This is a genomic window from Mesorhizobium sp. CA4, from assembly GCF_020165075.1.
Classification (GTDB): domain Bacteria; phylum Pseudomonadota; class Alphaproteobacteria; order Rhizobiales; family Rhizobiaceae; genus Mesorhizobium.
Window position 1 is genome coordinate 1 of sequence record NZ_JAIUHK010000022.1, and the last position, 21521, is coordinate 21521.

Below are 21521 nucleotides of genomic sequence, written 5' to 3' on the forward strand. Positions count from 1 at the left end.
CATACACCAGAACCAACACACAGGATCCTCGGGTCTGCGCGCGTCGCTTCGCTCCTTGCTCCGCCCGTGGATGACGAAAGGAGAGGCGCTTTTGCCATTTCCAAAGCTTCTGATCTGCTGGAGCAGGCGATCCTGATCTGTCAGAACTGTCCGATCAGGCGGCGGATGCGGCCGATATCGGTGCCGATGAAGGACTGCATGCCGATCGCCACCTGTTCCGGCGCCATGGTGTCGACGAAGCGGCGGAACTCGTCATCCGAGAGCGGCTCGCCGTTCCAGTGGACGCGGCAGAACTCCTCCGAACCGTGGAAATGGCCTGCACCTCCAAGCACGTCGTCGACGTACCGACCATAGATCATGCATTCGGAGAACCGGCGCGCCGAACCGACGACGCCGACCCAGTCGCGGCCATGCACCTTCTCGATGCGCTCGCACATCGCGTTGACCGTCTCGCGGCGCCAGGCGATCAGCGTCGAGATATAGTCGTGGCTCGATGGATTGGCGGGATCGATGCCGAGCGCGCGCCTCGCGTTGCGCGACCAGATGCGATGCTCGTCATGACCATCGTTCGACAGCACGCCGTCGCGCCGGAACAGCCGCACCTTGCCGTCGCGCCAGAAGGTGCCGGTGTCGAACGGTTTCAGGAAGGCAACGTCGGAATCGCAGAAGATCAGCACGTCTTCCTTCGCATGGCCGGCAATGGCGATGCGGCGCAGCTGCTGCACATGCCAGCCGCGCAGCGGCTGCGTTTTGAGGCTCAGCCAGACGCGGCGGCGAAAACCGCTCAGCGGATCGTCGAAGACATGCAGCCAGCGCGGCAACAGGTCCCGCTCGTCGACAACGCTGCGGCGGCTGCCTTCCAGCTGGCGAAACAGCGCGACGTCGCGATGTTCAGTGAGGATATAGTGATGCGCTACGCCGGTGACGTGGCGGTCGATAGTTTCGCACAACAACCGGCAGCGCTCGAAATCGGGGGCGTAGCTCGCCGTGACGATCGCTGCCGCGGGAGCGCGCGGCAGAGGTTCTATAGCGGTGGCGGTATCCGGCACGAAGCGGCTGTTCACCGGCGCGCCTCCAGCCGTCGCGGGCCGAGCGACAGCTTCTGCTTGACGACGCGCCACAGGAAGAGCGGATTGCCGACGATATAGCGGCGCCACAGGCGGCCGGGTTCGATCCACAGGCGGAAAAGCCATTCGAGCCGCAGCCGGCGCAGCCATAGCGGCGCGCGCGGCACAGAGCCGCTCATGAAATCGAGCAGCGCGCCGACGGCGACCGGCAGCGTGCAATGGCGGCTGTCGATGTGGCGCTCGATCCACAATTCCTGGCGCGGCACGCCCATAGCGACGAGCAGCACATCCGGCCGCAGCCTGGCGATGCGCTCGAGGATCGCCGGCTCCTCGGCGACGGAGAAGAAGCCGTCATGGACGACGACAAATTTGTGCTGCATGGCGAGCGTCGAGAGCTTCGCGGATGCGGCTTCGGCATTGGCGCGCGTCGTGCCGAGCAGCGCCACGGTCAGCGGGTGCGACGAGGCCTGCAGGAAGGCCGGAATGAAATCGGTGCCGTTGAGATTGCTGGGGAAAGGCGCGCCGTAAAGCAGCTTTGCCGCCATGTCGACGCCGACACCGTCGGGGAGGATGAGGAAGTTTTCCAGCGCCTCGGCAAACACCGGGTCGGTGCAGGCAAGATTGGCGTTGTGGGCATTGAGGAAGCTCACCTTGGTGAAGCGGCGCTCGTCGATCAGCCTTGTGAGCAGAGCGATGGCCTCTTCCCAGCCTATGGCCAGCACCGGAATGCCCAAAATGGTCTTCAGCGTATCGAAGCCGAAGGCGGCACGCGCGCTGTGCATGTTCATGCGGCGGCCTCCTGCCTGACGGCGCCGAGCTTCTCCAGGCCAAGGCCGATCGCGGCGTCGAGCGCCTTCAACTGACGGCGGTGGAAGGCGCTGCCATCGACGTCCCGGACATTGGCCGCTGCCGCCTGCAGCGCGGCCGCGAAAGCAATCGGATCGTCGGTCACAACGCAATTGTCGGGTCGATAGCCGATGCCGCGCAGCGAGCGGCTGGTGGCGACGGACGGCAGGCCGAGCTCGAAGGTCTCGATCGTCTTCAGCTGCACGCCGCTGCCGGCGGTGCTGATCAAGGGGATGACGGCAGCGCCGCGCACGAAGGCCTGCGCATCCGGAACCCTGCCGACGAAGGAGACGCTGGGATGCGGCGAGCTGACGCCGGAAGGCAGGTTGCCCGCTATCTTGATGCGGAAATCCGGCTTCAGATGCGGCACGACCTTCGCCAGGAACCAGTCGAGGCCGATGCGGTTGGGCTGCCAGGTCCAGGTGCCGATCAGCGCGGCGTCGCAATCGATATGGCGCCTCGCCTTGCTTGCCGGCGCCTGCGCGCGGGTCACCAGCGGCAGCACCGCCGAGCGTCTGTCGGAGGCGATGCCAAGCGCCGCGCGGTCTTCCTCAGCCAGGGTGAACACAAAGCTGGCGGCGCCGCACAGGCGCTCCTCCATGACCTTGAGGAGTCTGGCTTCGCGGCGGAACATCCAGCGCTGAAGCGTGCTGCCGGCCGCGGCCGCATTTTCCTCGGCCGAGCGGTGCTCGACATTGTGCGCGACGAAGGCGAATGGACGGTCGGCGAGAACCTTGTCAAAGGCGCCGGCGAACTGCACCGAATTCAGCACATAGCCGTCGAAAGGACCGGCGCGCTCGATGGCGTCGCGGACTTGCGCGTCGGAAACGACGCGCAGCTTGACCGAGGAGAAGGTAAGGCCGGAGAGGACAGCCTTGCCCAGCCAGGCAAGTTTCCGCAAAGCCGAAGCGCTTTCGGTGCGAACTTCGACAGCGTCGAGCACGATGGTGTTTTGCGGATCGGACGGGGTCTTCCCCGGCCAGATGAAGCCGATCACCGTCACGCGCACGTCGGCGCGCCGCAGCGCATCGATGATCGCGGCATTGGCAATCTCGTAGCCCGAGGCGAGAGCGCCATCGGGCACGATCGATGTGGCGAACAGCAGATGCATCTCACCTATCCTTGGCTGCATCCGGTAGCAACACGCGGTGAAGCCTTGATTAAATGGCACCGTCAAAGGCCGAGGACCCGACTTTTCCGACAGACGGGCGAGAAGGTGATTAACGGAACGTTATCACCGCGATGCTATCGAGGGCCCAAACCCACGCTGCTGGAAACGGATGATCCCTTTGCCGTCCGACGCTTCTGTATCGATCGCGGGACGGTCGCCGGGGCTCGCCGCCGAGACCGTCGAAGCGGTCGTGACGCTGCCGACTTTCAAGCGGCCGAAGCAGGTGCTGGAAACCCTGGCTTCGCTCAAGGCGCAGCGGACCGACCGGCGCTTCGCCGTCATCGTCATGGAAAACGAGGCCGAAGCGCGCGAGGGCGCTGCCGCGGTGCTGCCGCTGTTCGAAGGCGGCGAGATACCCGGCCTGGTCATCATCGCGCACGAACGCGGCAATTGCAGCGCCTACAATGCCGGCTGGCAGACGGCGATCCTGCAGTTTCCCAATTTTCGCCACCTGCTGGTCATCGATGACGACGAGATGGCCGAGCCAGACTGGCTGGAGCGCATGTGTGGCGCCGCGGAGACGCTTGAAGCCGACATTGTCGGCGGCCCGCAGGTACCCATCTTTGCCGACGCCTCGCATGCCAGATGGGCCGAGCATCCGGTCTTTGCACCGCCCTATCGGGAAACGGGGCGCGTGCCGGCGCTTTATTCGTCCGGCAATTTGCTGGTGGGGCGCAACGTGCTCAAGGCCATGGGACCGCCCTTCCTCGACCTCAGGTTCAATTTCATGGGCGGCGGCGATTCCGACTTTCTCAGCCGGTCCGCGCGGAAGGGCTTCGTACTCGGCTGGTGCGCCGAGGCAAAAGTCAACGAGACCGTGCCGGCCAGGCGCGTCGAGGCCGACTGGATCCGCGCCCGCAGCCTGCGCAACGGCGTGATCTCGACACTTGTCGAAAAGAAGAAGCGGGCCGGCACGCCGTTTGCCGGCGCCAAAGTTTTCCTCAAAAGCATGGCGCTGCTTGCAGCCTCGCCGCTGCGCGGCGCCGTCCGGCTGGCGCGCACCGGCTCGCTGCCGACGAGCCTCTATCCGGTCTATGTCGCGCTCGGCCGGGTGCTCGCCGAATTCGGATATGCCAATGAGCAGTACCGGCAGCCTGAGAAGAATTGAGCGCGCGCCGCTCAGCGCCGCCTTCACCAGGGAAGGTGTGGCGACGGCTATTGCCGCGCTCTTGTTCACCGTCATCATGGTCTCGTTCCGGCCCTTCCAGCCGGCAGGCGCGGAACTGACCGGCGACGGCGGCGACATCGTCAACCAGCTCGGCTTCGGCTCGCTCGGCGCGGTCTCCACCTTCTCGCTGCTCGCCTTCGCCGATCCGCGCGTGGTGCGCTCGCTGGTGAGCCCATCCTGGGCGCTGATGCTGGGCTTCTTCTTCCTGTCGGTGGTGCTTGCCACCGATCCGCCCGCGGCGATGCGCGCCGCCTCCTTCACCATGATCGGCATCATCACCATGGCGACGATCCTGGTGCTGCCGCGCGACGCTGACTCTTTCGCCAGGGTGGTCATCTTCACCGCCGTCGTGGTGATCGGCCTTTCCTATGTCGGCCTGATCGTCTTTCCGCACGAAGCGTTGCACACCGCCGACTCGCAGGAGCCGGAGCATGCCGGCCTGTGGCGCGGCGTCTTCACGCACAAGAACATCGCCGGGCCGGTCATGGCCTGTTTCAGCTTCGCCGGACTCTATCTCTTCCGCCGCGGCCAGCGCTGGTGGGGCGCCGGCATCTTCTGCGCGGCAATGGTGTTCATGCTCCACACCGGCTCCAAGACGACCGCCGGCCTCGTCCCTTTCTCGATCATGATCGTCGTGCTGCCGAGCCTCATCGGCATACGGCTGGGCACGCCGATCCTGTTCGCGCTGGCGATCATCGCGACCGCCGTCGGCACGCTCGGCATCGTCTTCATCCCCCCAGTGAAACATCTGGCGGCAATCTATTTCCCTGACCTGACCTATACCGGACGCACGACGCTTTGGGAGTTCGCCGGCGAGATGCTGGCGAAGAAGCCGTGGACCGGCTACGGCTACGAAAGTTTCTGGGGGACGCCGCTGCTGCTCAACCAGGACCAGCCCTTCGATCGGCCTTGGGATATCCGCACCATCGTGCATGGCCATGACGGCTATCTCGACATCGCGGTGCTGATGGGCATCCCGGCGCTCTGCGTCGCTGCCTACACCTTCCTGATCGCCCCCTTGCGCGACTACATGCGCATCCCGGCGCGTAAGGAAAACATCTTCCTCGGCGACTTCTTCATGATGGTGGTGCTGTTCACGGCGCTCAACGGTTTCCTGGAAAGCTTCTTCTTCCATCGCGGCGATCCCGTCTGGCTGTTCTTCGTGCTTGGCGTGCTTGGCTTAAGGCAAGTCTCGCTGCGGCCGATCCCGGTTCGCCTCTCCCGCTGATCCTGGGCTGTCGATCTCCCGCCACTGGACTTTTCCAGCGCTCCGCAATTGTCTAAGGAAGCCTTCTTTTCGGAGGCTTTCATGACGATCAGGCTCGTTCTCGCCGGTTGCGGCAATATGGGTTACGCCATGCTCTCGGGCTGGCTGAAATCCGCCAGGCTCGAGCCGCAGGCAGTGTTCGTGGTCGAACCCAATGCCGAATTGCGCCAGCGCGCCGAACATCTCGGCTGCCGCGCCGCTGCCGACGCCGCAGCCATCCCGGCCGACGCCGTGCCCGATCTCGTCGTCATCGCGGTGAAGCCACAGGTGATCCGCGAGGTGACGGCGCAGTACAAGCGCTTCGGCGACGGCAGGACCAGCTTTCTCAGCGTTGCCGCCGGCACGCCGGTCGCCACCTTCGAGGAAATCCTGGGCGAGCTCGCGCCGGTCATCCGCTGCATGCCGAACACGCCGGCGGCGATCGCCAAGGGCATGATGGTGGTATTCTCCAACCCGCTGGTCTCCGACGACATCCGCCGCTTCGTCCTTGAGCTGCTTTCGGCAAGCGGCGTCGTGACGACGATCGACGACGAGGGCCTGATGGACGCGGTGACGGCCGTCTCCGGCTCCGGCCCGGCCTATGTCTTCCACTTTATCGAGGCGCTGACAGTTGCAGCCGAGAAGGCCGGCCTTCCCGCTGAAACCGCCAAGCTGCTTGCCATGCAAACCGTCTTCGGCGCCGCCTCGCTCGCCGCGGAAGCAGACGAGGAGCCGGGCGTGCTGCGCCAGCAGGTGACCAGCCCCAACGGCACCACCGCCGCGGCTTTGGCCGTGCTGATGGGCGGCGACCGCCTGACGAAGCTCGTCACCGAAGCCGTGGAAGCCGCGCGGCTTAGGTCGATAGAGCTGGGGAAATAACCTTCGTTCCGTAGAGCATGTCATCCTGAAGCCGGCGCAGGGCGTAGAGCCTTGTTGTCCGGTCCGGCACGGCATTGTCCTCGGTCAACAGCTCGCCCTTCTTCACCGGCTTCAGCACCTTGCCGCTTTCGAGCAAGCCGACCGGGACGGCGCGACTGGCGCGGGCGTCGGTGACGGTCATGGTCCAGGAGCGGTAGCAGGTCTCGCCGATGGCGTCGAAGGTCTCCCCGGCGGCAAGGTCGCGCTTGGCGACCGCGCAGACTTCCGCCACCGGCCTCGGCAGAGGCACCATGTCGGGCTTGCCGTAGAGCATGATGCGGGCGGCGGTGAGCGGCACCTCCAGCGAAGTCAGGTGATAGGGCCTGAACAGGCCGTAATAGGGGCCTTTGCCGACATGGAGATCGTCCATGCGCTCGACGACGCGCGGATGCGTCGCCTCGACGATGACGAAGACGCCGGGCGCAACCCCCTTGCCGATTGTGTAGTCGACGACGCCTTTCCTCGACAGGAGGCCGCCATCCTCTTTCGGGACCAGCACCCTGGCCAGTTGGTCGCGGTCGGCCTTGGGGCCGTGCATGCCGGGAACATCCGGGACCAAGCCGGTGGCATTGGCGATGGCGCACATCTCGACCATGGTCTTCGAGCCGTCGACGAACTCGACCAGCATGCGCGGGTTCATGTTGCGGCGCGCCGCCTCTTCCCGGTAATCATCCGGAACGGCGTCGTGGTTGAGCGGATTGTTCTTGCCCTTGCCGGCCGCGACGATGCTTAGCCCGAGCGCCGAGGCGAACTCGATCAGCTCCATGCAGCTCGAAGGTTCATCGCCGGCGCCGACCGAGTAGACGACACCCAGCCGATCGGCCTGCTGCTTCAAATAGCAGCCGATGGTCACGTCGGCCTCGACATTCATCATCACCAGATGCTTGCCATGCTCCATCGCCATCAGGTCGAAATCGGCTGCGACCCCCGGCTTGCCGGTGGCGTCGATGAGCGGGTTGGTGACCAGCATCTCGTTCGAGGTGATGGCGATCCTGCCGCCTTCGATGGCCCGGGTAACCTTGGAAGCGGTTTCGGCCTCTACCGCCATCGCCTCGTCGCCATAGGCGATGCGGATCGCCTCTCGGGCGGTATGCGGACGGCGCGTGGAGATGGCCGCGATCGAGATGCCCGGCATCAGCATGCCCTGCGTCACCAGATCGGTCCCCATCTCGCCGGAGCCGATGACACCGAGCCGCACCGGCCTGCCCTCGGCGGCGCGTCGGGCAAGATCGCGGGCAAGCCCGGTCAGGGCGATATTGGTCATGCAAGAAAATCCAAGGCTGTTTGCTCGGCACCCGCAATACCGGGAACGATCCGCGTTTGCCAATCAAACCAGGCTGAAATGGCGATTTCTTGCGCATGCTTTGCAAGGCCGCAGCAGATTTCACGGGAGCTTGTGCATGGCTGCCGCACGATTCGCCGTTCTTTCAGGCCATTGACATTGCATCCCGCTTTGAACTGGGAGAGTCCTGGCGAGCGCACCCGGTTTCTGTGCCATTTTTGCTACAGGCTTTAACCCTAATGCCGGAAATCGCAATTTTAGCGCGTGTCTAATCCATTATATGCTCACAACCTCGAAAAATCTGATAGATACTGGCTGAAGGCTCCGGTGGCAGGCTTGGGCAAATAAGCGCCAATAAAAAAGCAATGGCGCGGGGATAGTCACGGGGTAGAAATGACCAGGACGGGTAAAGTTACCGTCGGCTGGCGCGTTGCGCTTGCTGTTACGGTGTCGATGCTGGCTTGTGGTAGCGCCAGCGCACTCACACTCAAGGAAGCCGTTGCCGTCGCAGTGGAATCCAATCCGGAGATTGGACAGGCGATCGAGAACCGCGAAGCGATTGAATTCGAGCTGCGGCAGGCCAAAGGCCTTTATCTTCCCAGCGTCGATCTGGAAGCATCGACCGGCGTTCGGCGCCTGGACAACGACACGCGGCGCGCGCTCGACGAGGATCACAAAGCCCTCTATCCGAACGAGGCCGATCTCACGGTCTCGCAGACGCTTTATGACAGCGGCGCAAGGCGGGCCGAACTGAACCGCCAGGCCTCGCGGGTCGATGGGGCTTCCTTCAGGGTTCTGGAACGCTCCGAGTTCATCGGACTTGCAGTCGTCCAGGACTATCTGGAATACATGCTGCAGGCTTCGATCGTGGTCGAAGCCAAGAAGAACCTCGGCTTCCATCAGTCCATCCTCAGCGACATCAGGCAAGGCATCGCGGGGGGCGCGCTCAACGACGCCGACCGGCAGCAGGCCGAGGAACGCCTTTATGCGGCCAAGGCGCGGATGCAGGAAGCGACCGAAGAACTCGAGGCGGCCAAGATCCGCTTCTTCAAGAATGTCGGCAAGCCGCTGACCAACGCCTCGCGGCCGGCCGATGTCGCAGCCGCCCTGCCGCGGTCGCTGGATGATGCGATCGGGCTCGCCAGGCAGAACAATCCACGCGTCCACATGGCCAACAGCGACATCGACGCCGCCGCTTCGCTGGTCGACGCAGCGCGGGCGAAATACGGCCCGACGATTACCGCCGAGGGTGTCGCCCGGGGCGGATATGACATCGACGGCGACAATGGCGATGCGAGCGACCTGCAGGCCCGGGTGGTGCTGCGCTGGAACCTCTATCGCGGCGGCATCGACAAGGCGAACGAACAGGAACAGATCCGCCGCACCAGCGAGCAGCGCCTTGCGCTGCACCAGGTGCTGCGCGAGATCGAGGAAGCCGTCCGTACCTCGTGGGACCGCCGCTTCCGCCAGGCGGAACTGGCAAAGACGCTGCGCCAGCAGGCAGCCACCAATGAAAGGCTGGTTGCTTCCTATCGCGAGCAGTTCAAGGTCGGGCAGCGCTCGCTGCTCGACGTGCTCGATGCCCAGAACACGCGCTTCAACACCGCGACACTGGCCGACACATCATCCTACGCGTCGCTGTTTGCAGAATACCGCCTTCTGGCCGCGACCGGGGAATTGCTGAAGACGCTCAACATCCAGCCGGCCAAGCAGTCCGCGGCCTACGCCCGTGAGGAATTCGGCGCGCCGGCTACGGCCGATACCGAAACTTATGCGCGCACGCCGTCGGAGCAGAAGAACGATCTGCCGTTCGACATCCTCGCGCCGGTCAGGAAAAAGTAGCCGATGTAGTATCGATCTTCGGTCCTTCGGGGCGGATCGTGAACCAGCAACCTAATATCCTATCGCCCAAGGAGGCTTTCAAAGCCTGCTTCTGCGCTGTCGCGGCCTATCTCGGCAGGCCGAGCGCGGAAACGGTGCTGTTCGCCGGCGTGCCGATCTCGGAGACGCGCATCGGGCCCGACGAGATCCGCCATCTGGCCGAGCGCATCGGCTTGGAGGTTCAGGATTTCAGCCATCGCGATTTCCTGCGCGGCCGCTTCGATCTTCCGGCGATCGTCTTTCGCGCCAGCCAGTTGCCGATCGCTCTCCTGGCGGAAATGGAGGGCGGGCAATATCTGACCGCGCCGCAGGAAAACGGCCGCACCACGATCGGCAGGCCGGAACTCGCCGAAAGCTATATCAGCGGCGGCACGTCCTTCTCGATCACCTATGCCAACCAGGCCGAGGAGATGACGGTCGGCACCGCCGCGCGGATCGAAAGGCGCCATTGGCTGACCGGCACCATGGGGGCGTTCTGGCGCACCTATTCCAAGGTGGTGCTGTCGGCGGTGTTCATCAACCTGCTGGCGATCGCCTCGCCGATCTTCACCATGAACGTGTACGACCGAATCCTGCCCAACAAGGCGATCTCGACGCTCTGGGTACTGGCGCTCGGCATCGGCGCCGCGATCCTGTTCGACCTGCTTCTGAAGACGGCCAGGGCGTCGCTGATCGACTATGCCGGCCGCAAGGCGGATCTGCGAATTTCCTACCTGCTGTTCGAGAAGGTGCTGAATTCCTCGCTTTCGGCGCGGCCCGGATCGACGGGCGAATATGCAAACCGCGTCACGCAATATGAGTTCGTGCGCGAGTTCTTCACCTCGAACACGATCAGCGTCTTCATCGACACGATCTTCGTCTTCGTCTTCCTGGCTGTGATCTACGCCATCGGCGGCTGGCTGGTGATCATACCGGCACTGGCCTTCGTCATCTCCGTCATTGTCGGGCTGATCACGCAGCGGCGGATCGGCAAGCGGGTCGCGGCGTCGATGAACGAGGCGTCGCAGCGCCAGGCCCTGCTGGTCGAGTCCATCTCGACGCTGGAGACGATCAAGTCGCTGCGCGCCGAAGCCTACCTGCTGCGCAAATGGGGCGAGCACTCGAAGAATGCGGCCAACACGTCGGAAAAAATCAAAGAGCTTTCGGCGGCGGCGGGCAACATCACCGGCGCCATCCAGCAATTCGTGACGGTCGCCCTGGTTGTGGCCGGCGCCTATGCGTTCTCGGAAGGCCAGGTGTCGACCGGCGCCATCATCGGCACCGTGATGCTCGCCGGCCGCGCCGTGGCGCCGCTCGGTCAGATCGCCATCACGCTTGCCCGGTTCCGGCAGGCCATGCTGTCGCTCAAGATCATCAACACGATCATGTCGCAGCCGGAGGACCGCCCCGACACGGTCGGCTTCGTCAACCGGCCGATCCGCAGCGGCGCGCTGGTCTTCAAGAATGTCGGCTTTGCCTATCCAGGCACGGAAAATGAGGTTCTGAGCGGGCTCAACATCGCGGTCCGCCCCGGCGAACGGGTCGGCATTATCGGCCGCATCGGCTCCGGCAAGACCACGATGGGCCGGCTGATCGGCCGGCTCTTCCTGCCGACGTCGGGAGAACTGCTGCTCGACGGCATCGATATCCGCCAGTACCACCCCTCGGAGGTTCGCGCCGCGGTCGGCATCGTCGCGCAGGCCGGCGACCTGTTTTCGGGCACCATCAAGGAGAACCTCCTGATGGCGGCGCCGGAGGCGACCGACGAGGAGATCATCGACGCGGCGAAAGCCGCCGGCGTCGACGACTTCGTCTCGCGACATCCGCGCGGCTACGACATGAATGTCGGCGAGCGTGGCACCAATCTGTCGGGCGGGCAAAGGCAGGCGGTGGCGATCGCGCGGCTGCTTTTGACCAAACCGAAGATCGTGTTCCTGGACGAGCCGTCAGGTTCGATGGACCTCGCTTCCGAACGGCAGTTGATCAAGCAGCTCAAGGTGGCGTTCGACCGCAGCACGACGCTGATCGTGTCGACCCATCGCTACAGCATGCTGGAACTTGCCGACCGCCTCATTGTCATCGACCAGGGCCGCGTCGTCGCCGACGGGCCGAAGGAACAAGTCATCCAGGCGCTGCAGAAGGCAAATGCCTGACCGGAACGTATGGATATGCTAGCAAGGGAAGACCGGCCACCCCTATTCGCCTCGGCCTCCGTCTACATTGTCGGAGCGCTGTTCGTGTGCTTCACGGCCTGGGCTTCGTTCGCCGAGGTCGATGAGATCGCGCGCGGCGACGGCAAGGTGATACCCGCTTCAAAGACGCAGATCATCCAGGCCAGCGAAGCCGGCGTGGTGCAGGAGATCGCCGTCCAGATCGGCCAGACCGTCAAGAAGAACGACCTCATCATCCGCCTCGACAATTCGGGCAACACCTCGAGCCTTGGCGAAGAGAAGGCCAAGGCGCGGGCGCTGCAGGCGCGCATCGCCAGGCTGCAGTTCGAGCAGAGCGGTAGTGTCGAAGGGTCGTTTCCCTGTCCGGCGGAAATCCAGAAGGTCGCGCCGGAGATCTGCGACAATGAGCAGAAGCTGCTCGTCGCGCGCCGCGACAATTTCGAGGTCAAGCTGTCGGTTCTCAAATCACGCCTCGACCAGCGCGAGAAGGAGCTCGACGAGGCCACCGCCAATGCCGACCGCCTGTCCAAGAGCCTTGCCGTCACCGACCAGGAAGCGGCCCTGGTCGAACCCATGGTCAAGAAAGGCCTGATGGCCAGGACCGAACAGATCCGCGTCGAGCGGGAACAGACCGACCTTCGCGGACAGCTGACCCTTGCCGGCGAGACCATCAAGAAGACCCAGGGGGCAATCACAGAAGCGCAGCTTCAGGTGAATGAATTGGGGCTGCAATTGCAGCAGGAAGCGTTGAGCGACCTGACGCAGGCGCTCGCCGATCTGTCCGTGGTCGACGAAACCATCCGCGGCGCCACCGACAAGGTGGCGCGCACCGACATCCGCTCGCCGGTCGACGGCATCGTCAACACGCTCGACGTCAACACGCTCGGCGCCTTCGTGCAGCCGGGCGCGGTGGTGGCCGGCATCGTGCCGACCTCCGAGACGCTGCTGGTCGAGGCCCGGGTCTCGCCGCGCGACGTCGCCTTCATCCAGCCGAACCAGGAGGCGCTGATCAAGGTCACGGCCTATGACTTCTCGATCTTCGGCGGCATCGAGGGCAAGGTCTCCACAATCACTGCCGACAGTCTCGTCGACCAAAAGACGGGCGAGCCCTATTACCAGGTGCGGGTCGCCACCGACAAATCGACGCTTACAAGGAACGGCAAGACCTATTCGATCATCCCCGGCATGATCTGCTCGGTCGACATCAAGACCGGACGCAAGACGATCCTCAACTATCTTTTGAAGCCCATCAACAAGGCGCGTCAGGAGGCAATGAGTGAGCGGTAGCGCCATCCATCCGGACACATCGCGCGACCGGCTGTTGCCGGCGCTCGCGGCCGAGGATTTCGGCCCGGAATTCCGCGTCGTCGCGCGCGGCGGCGTGCGTCGCGGCATCCGGCTGGAGCGCGCCTTCTGGGTTACGCTGAAGCAGATGGCCGAAAGCCGCAAATGCACGATCGGCATGCTGGTCGAGGAGATCGCCGAACATCATCCCGACCAGGGCAATCTCACCTCGGCAATCCGCGTCGCCTGCATGCGCGGCCTTGCCGAAGAGAGCATGGAGCTGCGCAAGCTCGCTTCAATCCGAACGATCAACGCGATCCTGGTCGCCTGCCCCTCGCCCGCCTTCGCGCTGTCTTCGTCGAAGAAGATCCTGGCCTTCAACACCCCGTTCCAGCAACTGGTCAGACGCCAATTGCCGAACGCGCCCGGCGAGGATGGGCGCCAGGACCTGAAGCTGGCGCTCGATCTCAACGTTCCCGACATCTTCGCCCGGCTCGACGCCAATGGCGAAACACCCGTCACCAGCGGTTTCGTCATCGGCGCCGGCGAGCGCCGCTATCGCGGCCAGCTCAGCGCCGTGCGTGCACCCGTCACCGAGCCGGAACTGCTGATGGCTTTCGTCTACAACGGCTGAGGCCATTCCAGAAAGCACGTGCCGGTTTTGTCGTCCGGAATTGCGGAGAACGGAACGGTTGCCGTTTGCGTGAAACGCTGAACCGCCGCAGGCTACTGCTTCGGATTCGAAGCCACTGATGGTTCCGGCGATCCTTCGCCCGGCGCGACCGTCGTGAAGCCGCCGGCGATGTCGGCGATCTGCGCGCCCGACTTCGACCCGTGGATCCAGGCGCGATCGGTGCTGAAGGAATAGAGCGGAACATAGTCGGGCAGATCGCTGTCGCGCATGACGGCGTTGCCGAGACTGTCGAGGATAAAGGCGCCGCTTCCCGTGCTTACCGACAGGACGGCATGGAAGAACTTGCGGCGGCGGTCCTGCAGCACCACCAGCGACATGCTCTGCGCCGGGATGCCGGCTCTGAGCAGCGCCGCCATCTTCAATATGGCGAAATCCTCGCAATCGCCGGCCCGATGCTCGAGGATTTCCGAAGGCTTCGCCCAGTAGTCGAGCTTGCCGTAGACGGCCATATCCGACTTGTAGGCGATCAGGCGGTTGATGCTGCTGTTGACGAAAGAGAGCTTCTCGCGAAAGCCCTTCTCGGCGGCAATCTTGACGATCTCGGCGAAGGCCGGGCTCTCGTGGTCGCAGGCGCTGCCGGCGGTGCAATCGGCGATGGCCGTGTAGACTGGAGCCCAGCGCGCCGCGACCGGAAAGTTGCGCATCGACAAAGCGACCGAGCCGAAGACGCCGGGAATGATCGCGGCAGTCTGGATCGGGTCGATGCCGGGACCGGCCATGGCGGTCGCGTTCGCTTCAACCTGATAAGATGCCGTCGGCGTATAGCCCGCTGAAACCTCCGCGATCCAGTAGGCGGCGGCCGGCTGCCAGGGCTGCGGCCGGGCTAGCGAAACGCCGCCGAGACTCGCCGGCGCAAGCACCTTTTGCAGGGTCGGAGCCACGGCCGAATTCACGCTGGCGGATGACGGATTCGCCTGAACGGCAAGGCCGATCGCCAGCAAGAGTACCTTGATCCCCGTCGGGGCTGCTTTTTGTATTTTCATAACGCCCACCTTTGACTGTGGACGCTACCAATCTTGTCTCAAATTATCGGAAAGGAAGGTAGGTAAATTTCTGCGAATCACCCTATTCTATTTTGCATCAAATTTTATTCAAAATTATACTTCCATTTACCAAGGCGCGAGGCGTGCGGCGCGGTCACTCCCACCCTCGTTAAGATCATACATATCCAGATATATCATCGCAATTTACCAAGTGTAAAAAATGCGATTCTCTACATATTCGAATATATGAAATAGATTGAACGTCTGTTGCAAAGCCCGGGCCTGACATGTCTCTTTCCGGGAAATGCCGGAGGGGCTTTAGCTATGACGACCAATATCGAATTCGACGCCGTTTCAAATTCCTGGGACGAGCACACCAGCGCTGGTGAAAATCATATCTCGACGGGTGTCCGGGTCGCGCAGGCGACCACGGGCCAGCCGGCGAGCGAGCCGGTGCCGGTCGATGTCGGCAGCGGCGCGCCGGCGCAAGGCGCAGCCAATACGCCGGCCGCGAACCAGCCGGCGGCCAATGCGAATGCCCCTGCTGCCAATGCCCCGGCTTCCAATGCCGCCCAAGGAAACGCGCCGGCGGCGAACGCCACCGCTACGAATGTTCCGCATGAATACCACGCCGAAGCCGGTAATGTCGTGAAGCTCCCGGCCGATGTTTCGATCGACAATATCAAGGTCGACGGCCACAATCTGGTGCTGGTGCAGCCCGACGGATCCGAGATCGTGATCAAGGACGGCGCGCTGAACGTGCCGACCTTCATCCTCGGCGATGTCGAGGTGCCGCGCGTGGCCCTGATCGCCGCGCTCGAGGCCAGCCATGTCGATGTCGCCTTCGGCGCCGACGGCTCGATCTCGGCCGGCGGCAACGGCTCGCCGGGCAGCGCGGGCGGCAATTTCGAACACCCCGCAGGCGGGATCGGCGACGGCTTCGGCCTCACCGCTCTGCTGCCGCCGACCGACCTCGCGTTCGGCCAGCCGGAACATCGCGATCTGTTCCCGGGGTTGGCACCGAACCACACGCCGACGATCCTCGATCTGACGCCATCGGTCGGGGGCGGCGACACCATCGTCAATGAAAAAGGCCTGCCGGCGAGTGCCGGCTCGGAAGGTTCGGGCGAAGCGGGCACCAGTACCGCGGTCGACAACGACCCCTCCGAGCACAACACCGGCACCTTCACCATCACCTCGCCCGACGGCATCGGCTCGGTGACCATCAACGGCCAGGTGATCTCGGGTGCCCAGCTCGCCAACAGCGGATCGACACCGATCAACATTGCGACGCCCTTCGGCAACACGCTGACCATCAACGGCTACGACGCCGCGACCGGCCAGGTGAGCTACACCTATACGCTGGAGCACAGCGAGCAGCATTCGGGTACGGGCACCGATTCCATCTTCGACAACATGACGGTCACCGTCACCGACAGCGACGGCGACGTCTCGCTTCCCGGCACGCTTTCGGTCCAGATCATCGACGACGTGCCGACGGCGCATGACGACGTTGCCACGCAAGCGACCGAGAACGCACCGGTGACGGTAAATGTGTTCGCCAATGATGTGCCCGGCGCGGACGGCGTCAACATCGCCGACCCGACGAAGGTCAGCTATGTGGCGAACTCGCTCAACGGCGGCACCGGCACGGTCACCTACAACAATGACGGCACCTTCACCTACAAGCCGGCTGCCGGCGAAGAAGGAACCGTGACGTTCCAGTACCGGATCGTCGACGGCGACGGCGACGCCTCGGTGGCGACGGTGACGATCAATCTGAAGCCGGATTCGACGCCCACCATCGATGTGACGCCGCAGAATCCCGATGCGAACGGCCACAGCGTGGCGAGCGAAGCCGGCCTTACGCCGCATGACGGCCTGCCGGCCGGCTCGGGCGAAATCGCCGACAACGATGCCAACAACAACAGCGACACCAGCGAGACGACGACCGGCGCGCTGGCGATCACCACTGGTGGCGACACGATCGGCCATCTTTATGTGACCGACAAGGACAATACTCAGGTCGAGGTGACGAACGCGGCCGGCGGCATTCTGGTGCACGGCCAGTATGGTGACCTGACCATCACCGGCACGCCGGCGACCGGCTACACCTATTCCTACACGCTGCTCGACAGCACCTCGGGCAACACCACGCATGACGATTTCGCCGTCAAGGTGGTCGATTCCGACGGCGACCCCGCTTCCACGACGCTCACCATCGACATCGTCAACGACGTGCCGACGGCGCATGACGATGTGGCTACGCAAGGCACCGAAAATGCCCCGGTGACGGTGAACGTATTCGCCAATGATGTGCCCGGCGCGGACGGCGTCAACATCGCCGACCCGACGAAGGTCAGCTATGTGGCGAACTCGCTCAACGGCGGCACCGGCACGGTCACCTACAACAATGACGGCACCTTCACCTATAAGCCGGCTGCCGGCGAAGAAGGAACCGTGACGTTCCAGTACCGGATCGTCGATGGCGATGGCGACGCCTCGGTGGCGACGGTGACGATCAATCTGAAGCCGGATTCGACGCCCACCATCGATGTGACGCCGCAGAATCCCGATGCGAACGGCCACAGCGTGGCGAGCGAAGCCGGCCTTCCGCCGCATGACGGCCTGCCGGCCGGCTCGGGCGAAATCGCCGACAACGATGCCAACAACAACAGCGACACCAGCGAGACGACGACCGGCGCGCTGGCGATCACCACTGGTGGCGACACGATCGGCCATCTTTATGTGACCGACAAGGACAATACTCAGGTCGAGGTGACGAACGCGGCCGGCGGCATTCTGGTGCACGGCCAGTATGGTGACCTGACCATCACCGGCACGCCAGCGGCCGGCTACACCTATTCCTACACGCTGCTCGACAGCACCTCGGGCAACACCACGCATGACGACTTCGCCGTGCAGGTGGTCGATTCCGACGGCGACCCCGCTTCCACGACGCTCACCATCGACATCGTCAATGACGTGCCGACGGCACGTAACGATACCGACGCGGCGCAGTCCGGCGAGACCGTGACCGGCAATGTCGAGGCCGGGACAAGCACCCATGGTCTCGGCGCGGCGGACACGGCTGGAGCGGACGGGATCGCGTCGATCGCTTGGACGAATTCGGTAACTAACGCCGGCGTGACGACGGTGACCGGCGCGCATGGCGTGCTGACCGTCTTCGCCAATGGCGACTACAGCTATCAGGCCACCCCGAACACGCCCACTGGCACCGACGTCTTCAACTACACTATCACCGACGGCGACGGCGATACCTCGCCGGCGACGCTGACGATCGAGGTGACCGGCAGCCAGCCGCGTGTGGTGGCGGAGGTTGCGGCGGTCAACGAAGCGGGCATCGACACTACGCCGCCGGTCGGCGACCTTGGCCCCGGGACGGTGGACGGCTCGCATGCGGGCGACGGCTCGGAGACGACGACGGGCAAGTTGACCTTCTCGGATCCTGACGGGGCGACCGTAACCGGTGTTGCCGCCGGCAATGTCGGCAGCGACGTCAGCGGCAATGTCGGCACGAACATCAATGGCACGTATGGCATCCTGCATGTCAACGCGGATGGCACCTATAGCTATACGCTGACGTCGCCGGAGGCGAATGTCCCGGCGGGCAACGACGGCGCCAACGTGCAGCCTGGCCAGGACGTGTTCACGTTCACGGTAACCGACGGCTTTGGCAATACATCGACGTCGACCATCTCGATCAATATCACGGACGATGTACCCACGATCGCGCTGAGCGGCACGGCTGCGCCGACGCTGACGGTGGACGAGAGCTACCTGACGGCTGCGACCAACAACGGCGTCAACGGCTCGGGCACCGGCCCTGCCGGCTCGACGCATGCGGAAGGCTCCTTCAGCGGCGCCTTCACGGTGACGACGGGCGCCGACGGCGGCACGACCAGCTACGCGCTCAGCGTGACGGCCGGCCCCTCCAACCTGATCGACACGGCGACGGGCCAGGCGGTGGTGCTGTCGATGAACGGCAACGTGGTCGAAGGCCACGCCGGCGTCGGCGGTCCGCTGGTGTTCACGGCCAGCGTGGATGCCAACGGCAAGGTGTCGTTCGATCTCGACCGGGCGGTGCATGAGGACAATGCCTCCAACACCCCCGACGACGCCACCAGCCTGACGGCCAACCTGATCCAGCTGACGGCAACGGTGACCGACGGCGACGGCGACAAGGCCTCGCAGTCGCTCAACATCGGCAACGCGCTGAGCATCAAGGACGACGGCCCTTCGATCATATTGAGCGGCACGGCTGCGCCGACGCTGACGGTGGACGAGAGCTACCTGACGGCTGCGACCAACAACGGCGTCAACGGCTCGGGCACCGGCCCTGCCGGCTCGACGCATGCGGAAGGCTCCTTCAGCGGCGCCTTCACGGTGACGACGGGCGCCGACGGCGGCACGACCAGCTACGCGCTCAGCGTGACGGCCGGCCCCTCCAACCTGATCGACACGGCGACGGGCCAGGCGGTGGTGCTGTCGATGAACGGCAACGTGGTCGAAGGCCACGCCGGCGTCGGCGGTCCGCTGGTGTTCACGGCCAGCGTGGATGCCAACGGCAAGGTGTCGTTCGATCTCGACCGGGCGGTGCATGAGGACAATGCCTCCAACACCCCCGACGACGCCACCAGCCTGACGGCCAACCTGATCCAGCTGACGGCAACGGTGACCGACGGCGACGGCGACAAGGCCTCGCAGTCGCTCAACATCGGCAACGCGCTTAGCATCAAGGATGACGGGCCCTCGATCATATTGAGCGGCACGGCTGCGCCGACGCTGGATGTCGATGAAAGCTACCTGCTGAATGGCTCAACGCCGAACGCGGCGCTGACCGCAGCTACGGCCGCCTTTGCGGGAATGTTCACTGTGGTACAGGGTGCCGACGGCGCCACCACTAGCTACGGTGTAAGCGTCTCCTCGCAGGGTGTGACTTCGAACCTGATCGACTCGGCGACCGGCCAGGCAGTGGTGCTGACGCAAAGCGGCGGCACTGTTTCGGGTTACGTGACCGGCCACAGCGGCGATGCAGCCTATCTGGTGTTCACACTCGCGGTGAACACCACAAGCGGCCAGACGACGCTAACGGAGTTCCGCGCCGTACACCAGAATACCGTGGACAATCCAACGGACACCTCCGAAGGCATCAGTCTGGCCTCAGGCCTGGTGACGCTGACGGCAACCGTGACCGACGGCGATGGCGACAAGGCCTCGCAGTCGATTGATCTTGGCTCCAAGGCCACTTTCCATGACGACGGTCCGGCACTGAGTTCCTTCACTTCGGGCACTATCCCGAACGAGGTTGGTTCGGTCGCCGGCTTCTTTTCGCTGGTACCAGGAGCGGACGGCATCGATCACTTCAACATCGTGGGTCCCGCGATTGCCGGCATCACCTACAACACCACGATCGCCGCTGACGGCACAACGGTTCTCCACGCGATGTCGGGGTCGACGGAAGTGTTCGACCTCGCCGTGAGGACCGATGGGACTTACGAGTTCGACCTTATCAAGCCCGATGCTGGTACTACAGTCACCTATTCGCTGCAAAACCTGCCTGCGGGCGGACCGAATTGGCGCGAAACCAGTGACGGCCATATCGAATTTTCAAGCCCGGACGGCATCAACTCCAACAACAACGGATTCGGCGTCGCAAACACTTTCGTCGGCGGAAATGAATCCTTCACGATGGAGTTCCACACCCCAGGCACTGGTATCGGCGCCGACAATCCGCCCAGCACCAATGCCGAGTTGAATGACTCCGTGAGTTTGGTCGTCAATTCGTTGAATGGCGCAGGTGGAACCTATCATTGGGTTGCAACGAACACTCTTACCAATACGTCTGTGTCGGGCGACATCTCCATCACTGCAACGGGCACGTTTGTAATCGATCCGTCGATCAGCTTTAACCAGCTGCAGATAAGCGCAGTCAATGTCTCCGGGCAGGGTGCGCAGTTCTCGAACATCTCGCTGACGCACAACGTCTTGCCCCAGGATCAGAACCTGGCGTTCACAGTGTCGGCGACCGACAAGGACGGCGATACCACGGCCACGCAGTCTCTCGGCGTTCACGTTGTGGCAGCAGACGGCTCCAGCAATTACACGCTCACCGGGACGTCCGGTAACGACGTCATCGCCGGAAGCACACATACCGACACGATCTCGGGCGGATCTGGAACCGATATTGTCGACTACTCGGGCAGCATTGGTGCCGTCTCCATTCACCTGGCCGACGACGGACATGCCTCCGGCGCACCGGTGAATTTCAGCAACCCGACTGCGGGCTCAGTCGGCGGCGGCGACGCCACTGGCGATACGCTTACCGGCATCGAAGGGCTGATCGGCGGCTCCGGAAACGACTATCTCTTCGGCAATGCCGGCGACAACTACCTCGCGGGGGGCGTCGGTAATGACACGCTGAATGGCGGCGGCGGCAACGATACCCTGATTGGCGGCCTCGGCCAGGACACATTGACCGGCGGCACTGGCGCCGACACATTCAAGTTTGATCACCTCGATATCAAGGATCTCATCACCGACTATAGTGGCGTCGGCGGTGACGGCGATAAGATCGATCTGACTGCGCTGTTCGACGCAGCGCCGACCGGCAACATCAGCAATTACGTGCACTATGACAGCGCGACCGGCGCGCTGAGCGTGGATACCAGCGGTTCAGGCAACGCGGCCAATTTCGTCGACGTCGCGCAATTGACGAACACACCTGCCGCCGGCACGATTACGATCCTTTACGATGACAACACTCATGCGCAGCACACGGCCACGATTTAGCACTTATGCGTGGCCACG

General features: G+C 63.8%; 13 protein-coding genes. 8 read left to right on the plus strand and 5 right to left on the minus strand.

The features are described from left to right. Window positions 1-140: 140 nt before the first annotated feature. Genes LB528_RS18460 through LB528_RS18470 form a run of 3 tightly spaced genes read right to left on the minus strand, consistent with a single transcriptional unit; the run spans window position 141 to window position 3024 of the window. The gene (locus LB528_RS18460) at window positions 141-1064 is read right to left on the minus strand and encodes a DUF6492 family protein (RefSeq protein WP_224715840.1); all 924 of its coding nucleotides are present in this window, start codon (window positions 1062-1064) and stop codon (window positions 141-143) included. After that, window positions 1061-1855, minus strand: coding sequence for a WecB/TagA/CpsF family glycosyltransferase (locus LB528_RS18465; RefSeq protein ID WP_224715841.1), 795 nt, complete (start codon window positions 1853-1855; stop codon window positions 1061-1063). Before LB528_RS18465 ends, LB528_RS18460 begins: the two co-directional genes overlap by 4 nt. Next, window positions 1852-3024, minus strand: a complete 1173-nt coding sequence (locus tag LB528_RS18470; protein WP_224715842.1) for a glycosyltransferase — start codon at window positions 3022-3024, stop codon at window positions 1852-1854. The genes LB528_RS18465 and LB528_RS18470 overlap by 4 nt, the downstream gene beginning before the upstream one ends. 169 nt (window positions 3025-3193) lie before the next feature. Here LB528_RS18470 and LB528_RS18475 point away from each other — a divergent pair, with 169 nt between their 5' ends. The 3 genes from LB528_RS18475 (at window position 3194) to proC (ending at window position 6377) form a co-directional block, all read left to right on the plus strand. Then, the gene (locus LB528_RS18475) at window positions 3194-4192 is read left to right on the plus strand and encodes a glycosyltransferase family 2 protein (protein WP_224715843.1); all 999 of its coding nucleotides are present in this window, start codon (window positions 3194-3196) and stop codon (window positions 4190-4192) included. Continuing rightward, window positions 4161-5480: an O-antigen ligase family protein gene (locus tag LB528_RS18480; protein WP_224715844.1), complete on the plus strand. Its 1320-nt coding sequence runs from the start codon at window positions 4161-4163 to the stop codon at window positions 5478-5480. Before LB528_RS18475 ends, LB528_RS18480 begins: the two co-directional genes overlap by 32 nt. Window positions 5481-5561: 81 nt before the next feature. Further along, window positions 5562-6377: a pyrroline-5-carboxylate reductase gene (proC, locus tag LB528_RS18485; RefSeq protein ID WP_224715845.1), complete on the plus strand. Its 816-nt coding sequence runs from the start codon at window positions 5562-5564 to the stop codon at window positions 6375-6377. Here the strand turns inward: proC and LB528_RS18490 are convergent. Beyond that, complete coding sequence (locus LB528_RS18490) at window positions 6352-7680, minus strand: NAD(P)H-dependent oxidoreductase (protein WP_224715846.1); 1329 nt, start codon at window positions 7678-7680, stop codon at window positions 6352-6354. The genes proC and LB528_RS18490 overlap by 26 nt on opposite strands. Window positions 7681-8091: 411 nt before the next feature. Here LB528_RS18490 and LB528_RS18495 point away from each other — a divergent pair, with 411 nt between their 5' ends. From LB528_RS18495 to LB528_RS18510, 4 genes are read left to right on the plus strand one after another with little or no spacing between them, the layout of a single operon-like run. Next, entirely contained in the window at window positions 8092-9540 is a 1449-nt protein-coding gene (locus tag LB528_RS18495; RefSeq protein WP_224715847.1) for a TolC family protein, read from the plus strand. A gap of 38 nt (window positions 9541-9578) precedes the next feature. Further along, window positions 9579-11711, plus strand: a complete 2133-nt coding sequence (locus LB528_RS18500) for a type I secretion system permease/ATPase (RefSeq protein WP_224715848.1) — start codon at window positions 9579-9581, stop codon at window positions 11709-11711. 15 nt (window positions 11712-11726) lie between these two features. Beyond that, window positions 11727-13016, plus strand: a complete 1290-nt coding sequence (locus LB528_RS18505) for an HlyD family type I secretion periplasmic adaptor subunit (protein ID WP_224715849.1) — start codon at window positions 11727-11729, stop codon at window positions 13014-13016. Continuing rightward, on the plus strand, window positions 13006-13647 hold the full coding sequence (locus LB528_RS18510; RefSeq protein ID WP_224715850.1) for a ribbon-helix-helix domain-containing protein: 642 nt from the start codon (window positions 13006-13008) through the stop codon (window positions 13645-13647). The genes LB528_RS18505 and LB528_RS18510 overlap by 11 nt, the downstream gene beginning before the upstream one ends. Window positions 13648-13739: 92 nt before the next feature. On the opposite strand, the gene LB528_RS18515 is transcribed toward LB528_RS18510, so the two are convergent. Beyond that, window positions 13740-14690 carry a transglutaminase-like cysteine peptidase gene (locus tag LB528_RS18515; RefSeq protein WP_224715851.1) on the minus strand — a complete coding sequence of 317 codons (951 nt, stop codon included), beginning with the start codon at window positions 14688-14690 and terminating at the stop codon, window positions 13740-13742. Between the two features lie 324 nt (window positions 14691-15014). On the opposite strand from LB528_RS18515, the gene LB528_RS18520 reads away from it, so the two are divergent. After that, entirely contained in the window at window positions 15015-21503 is a 6489-nt protein-coding gene (locus tag LB528_RS18520) for a DUF5801 repeats-in-toxin domain-containing protein (RefSeq protein WP_224715852.1), read from the plus strand. The last annotated feature ends 18 nt before the right edge of the window (window positions 21504-21521 follow it).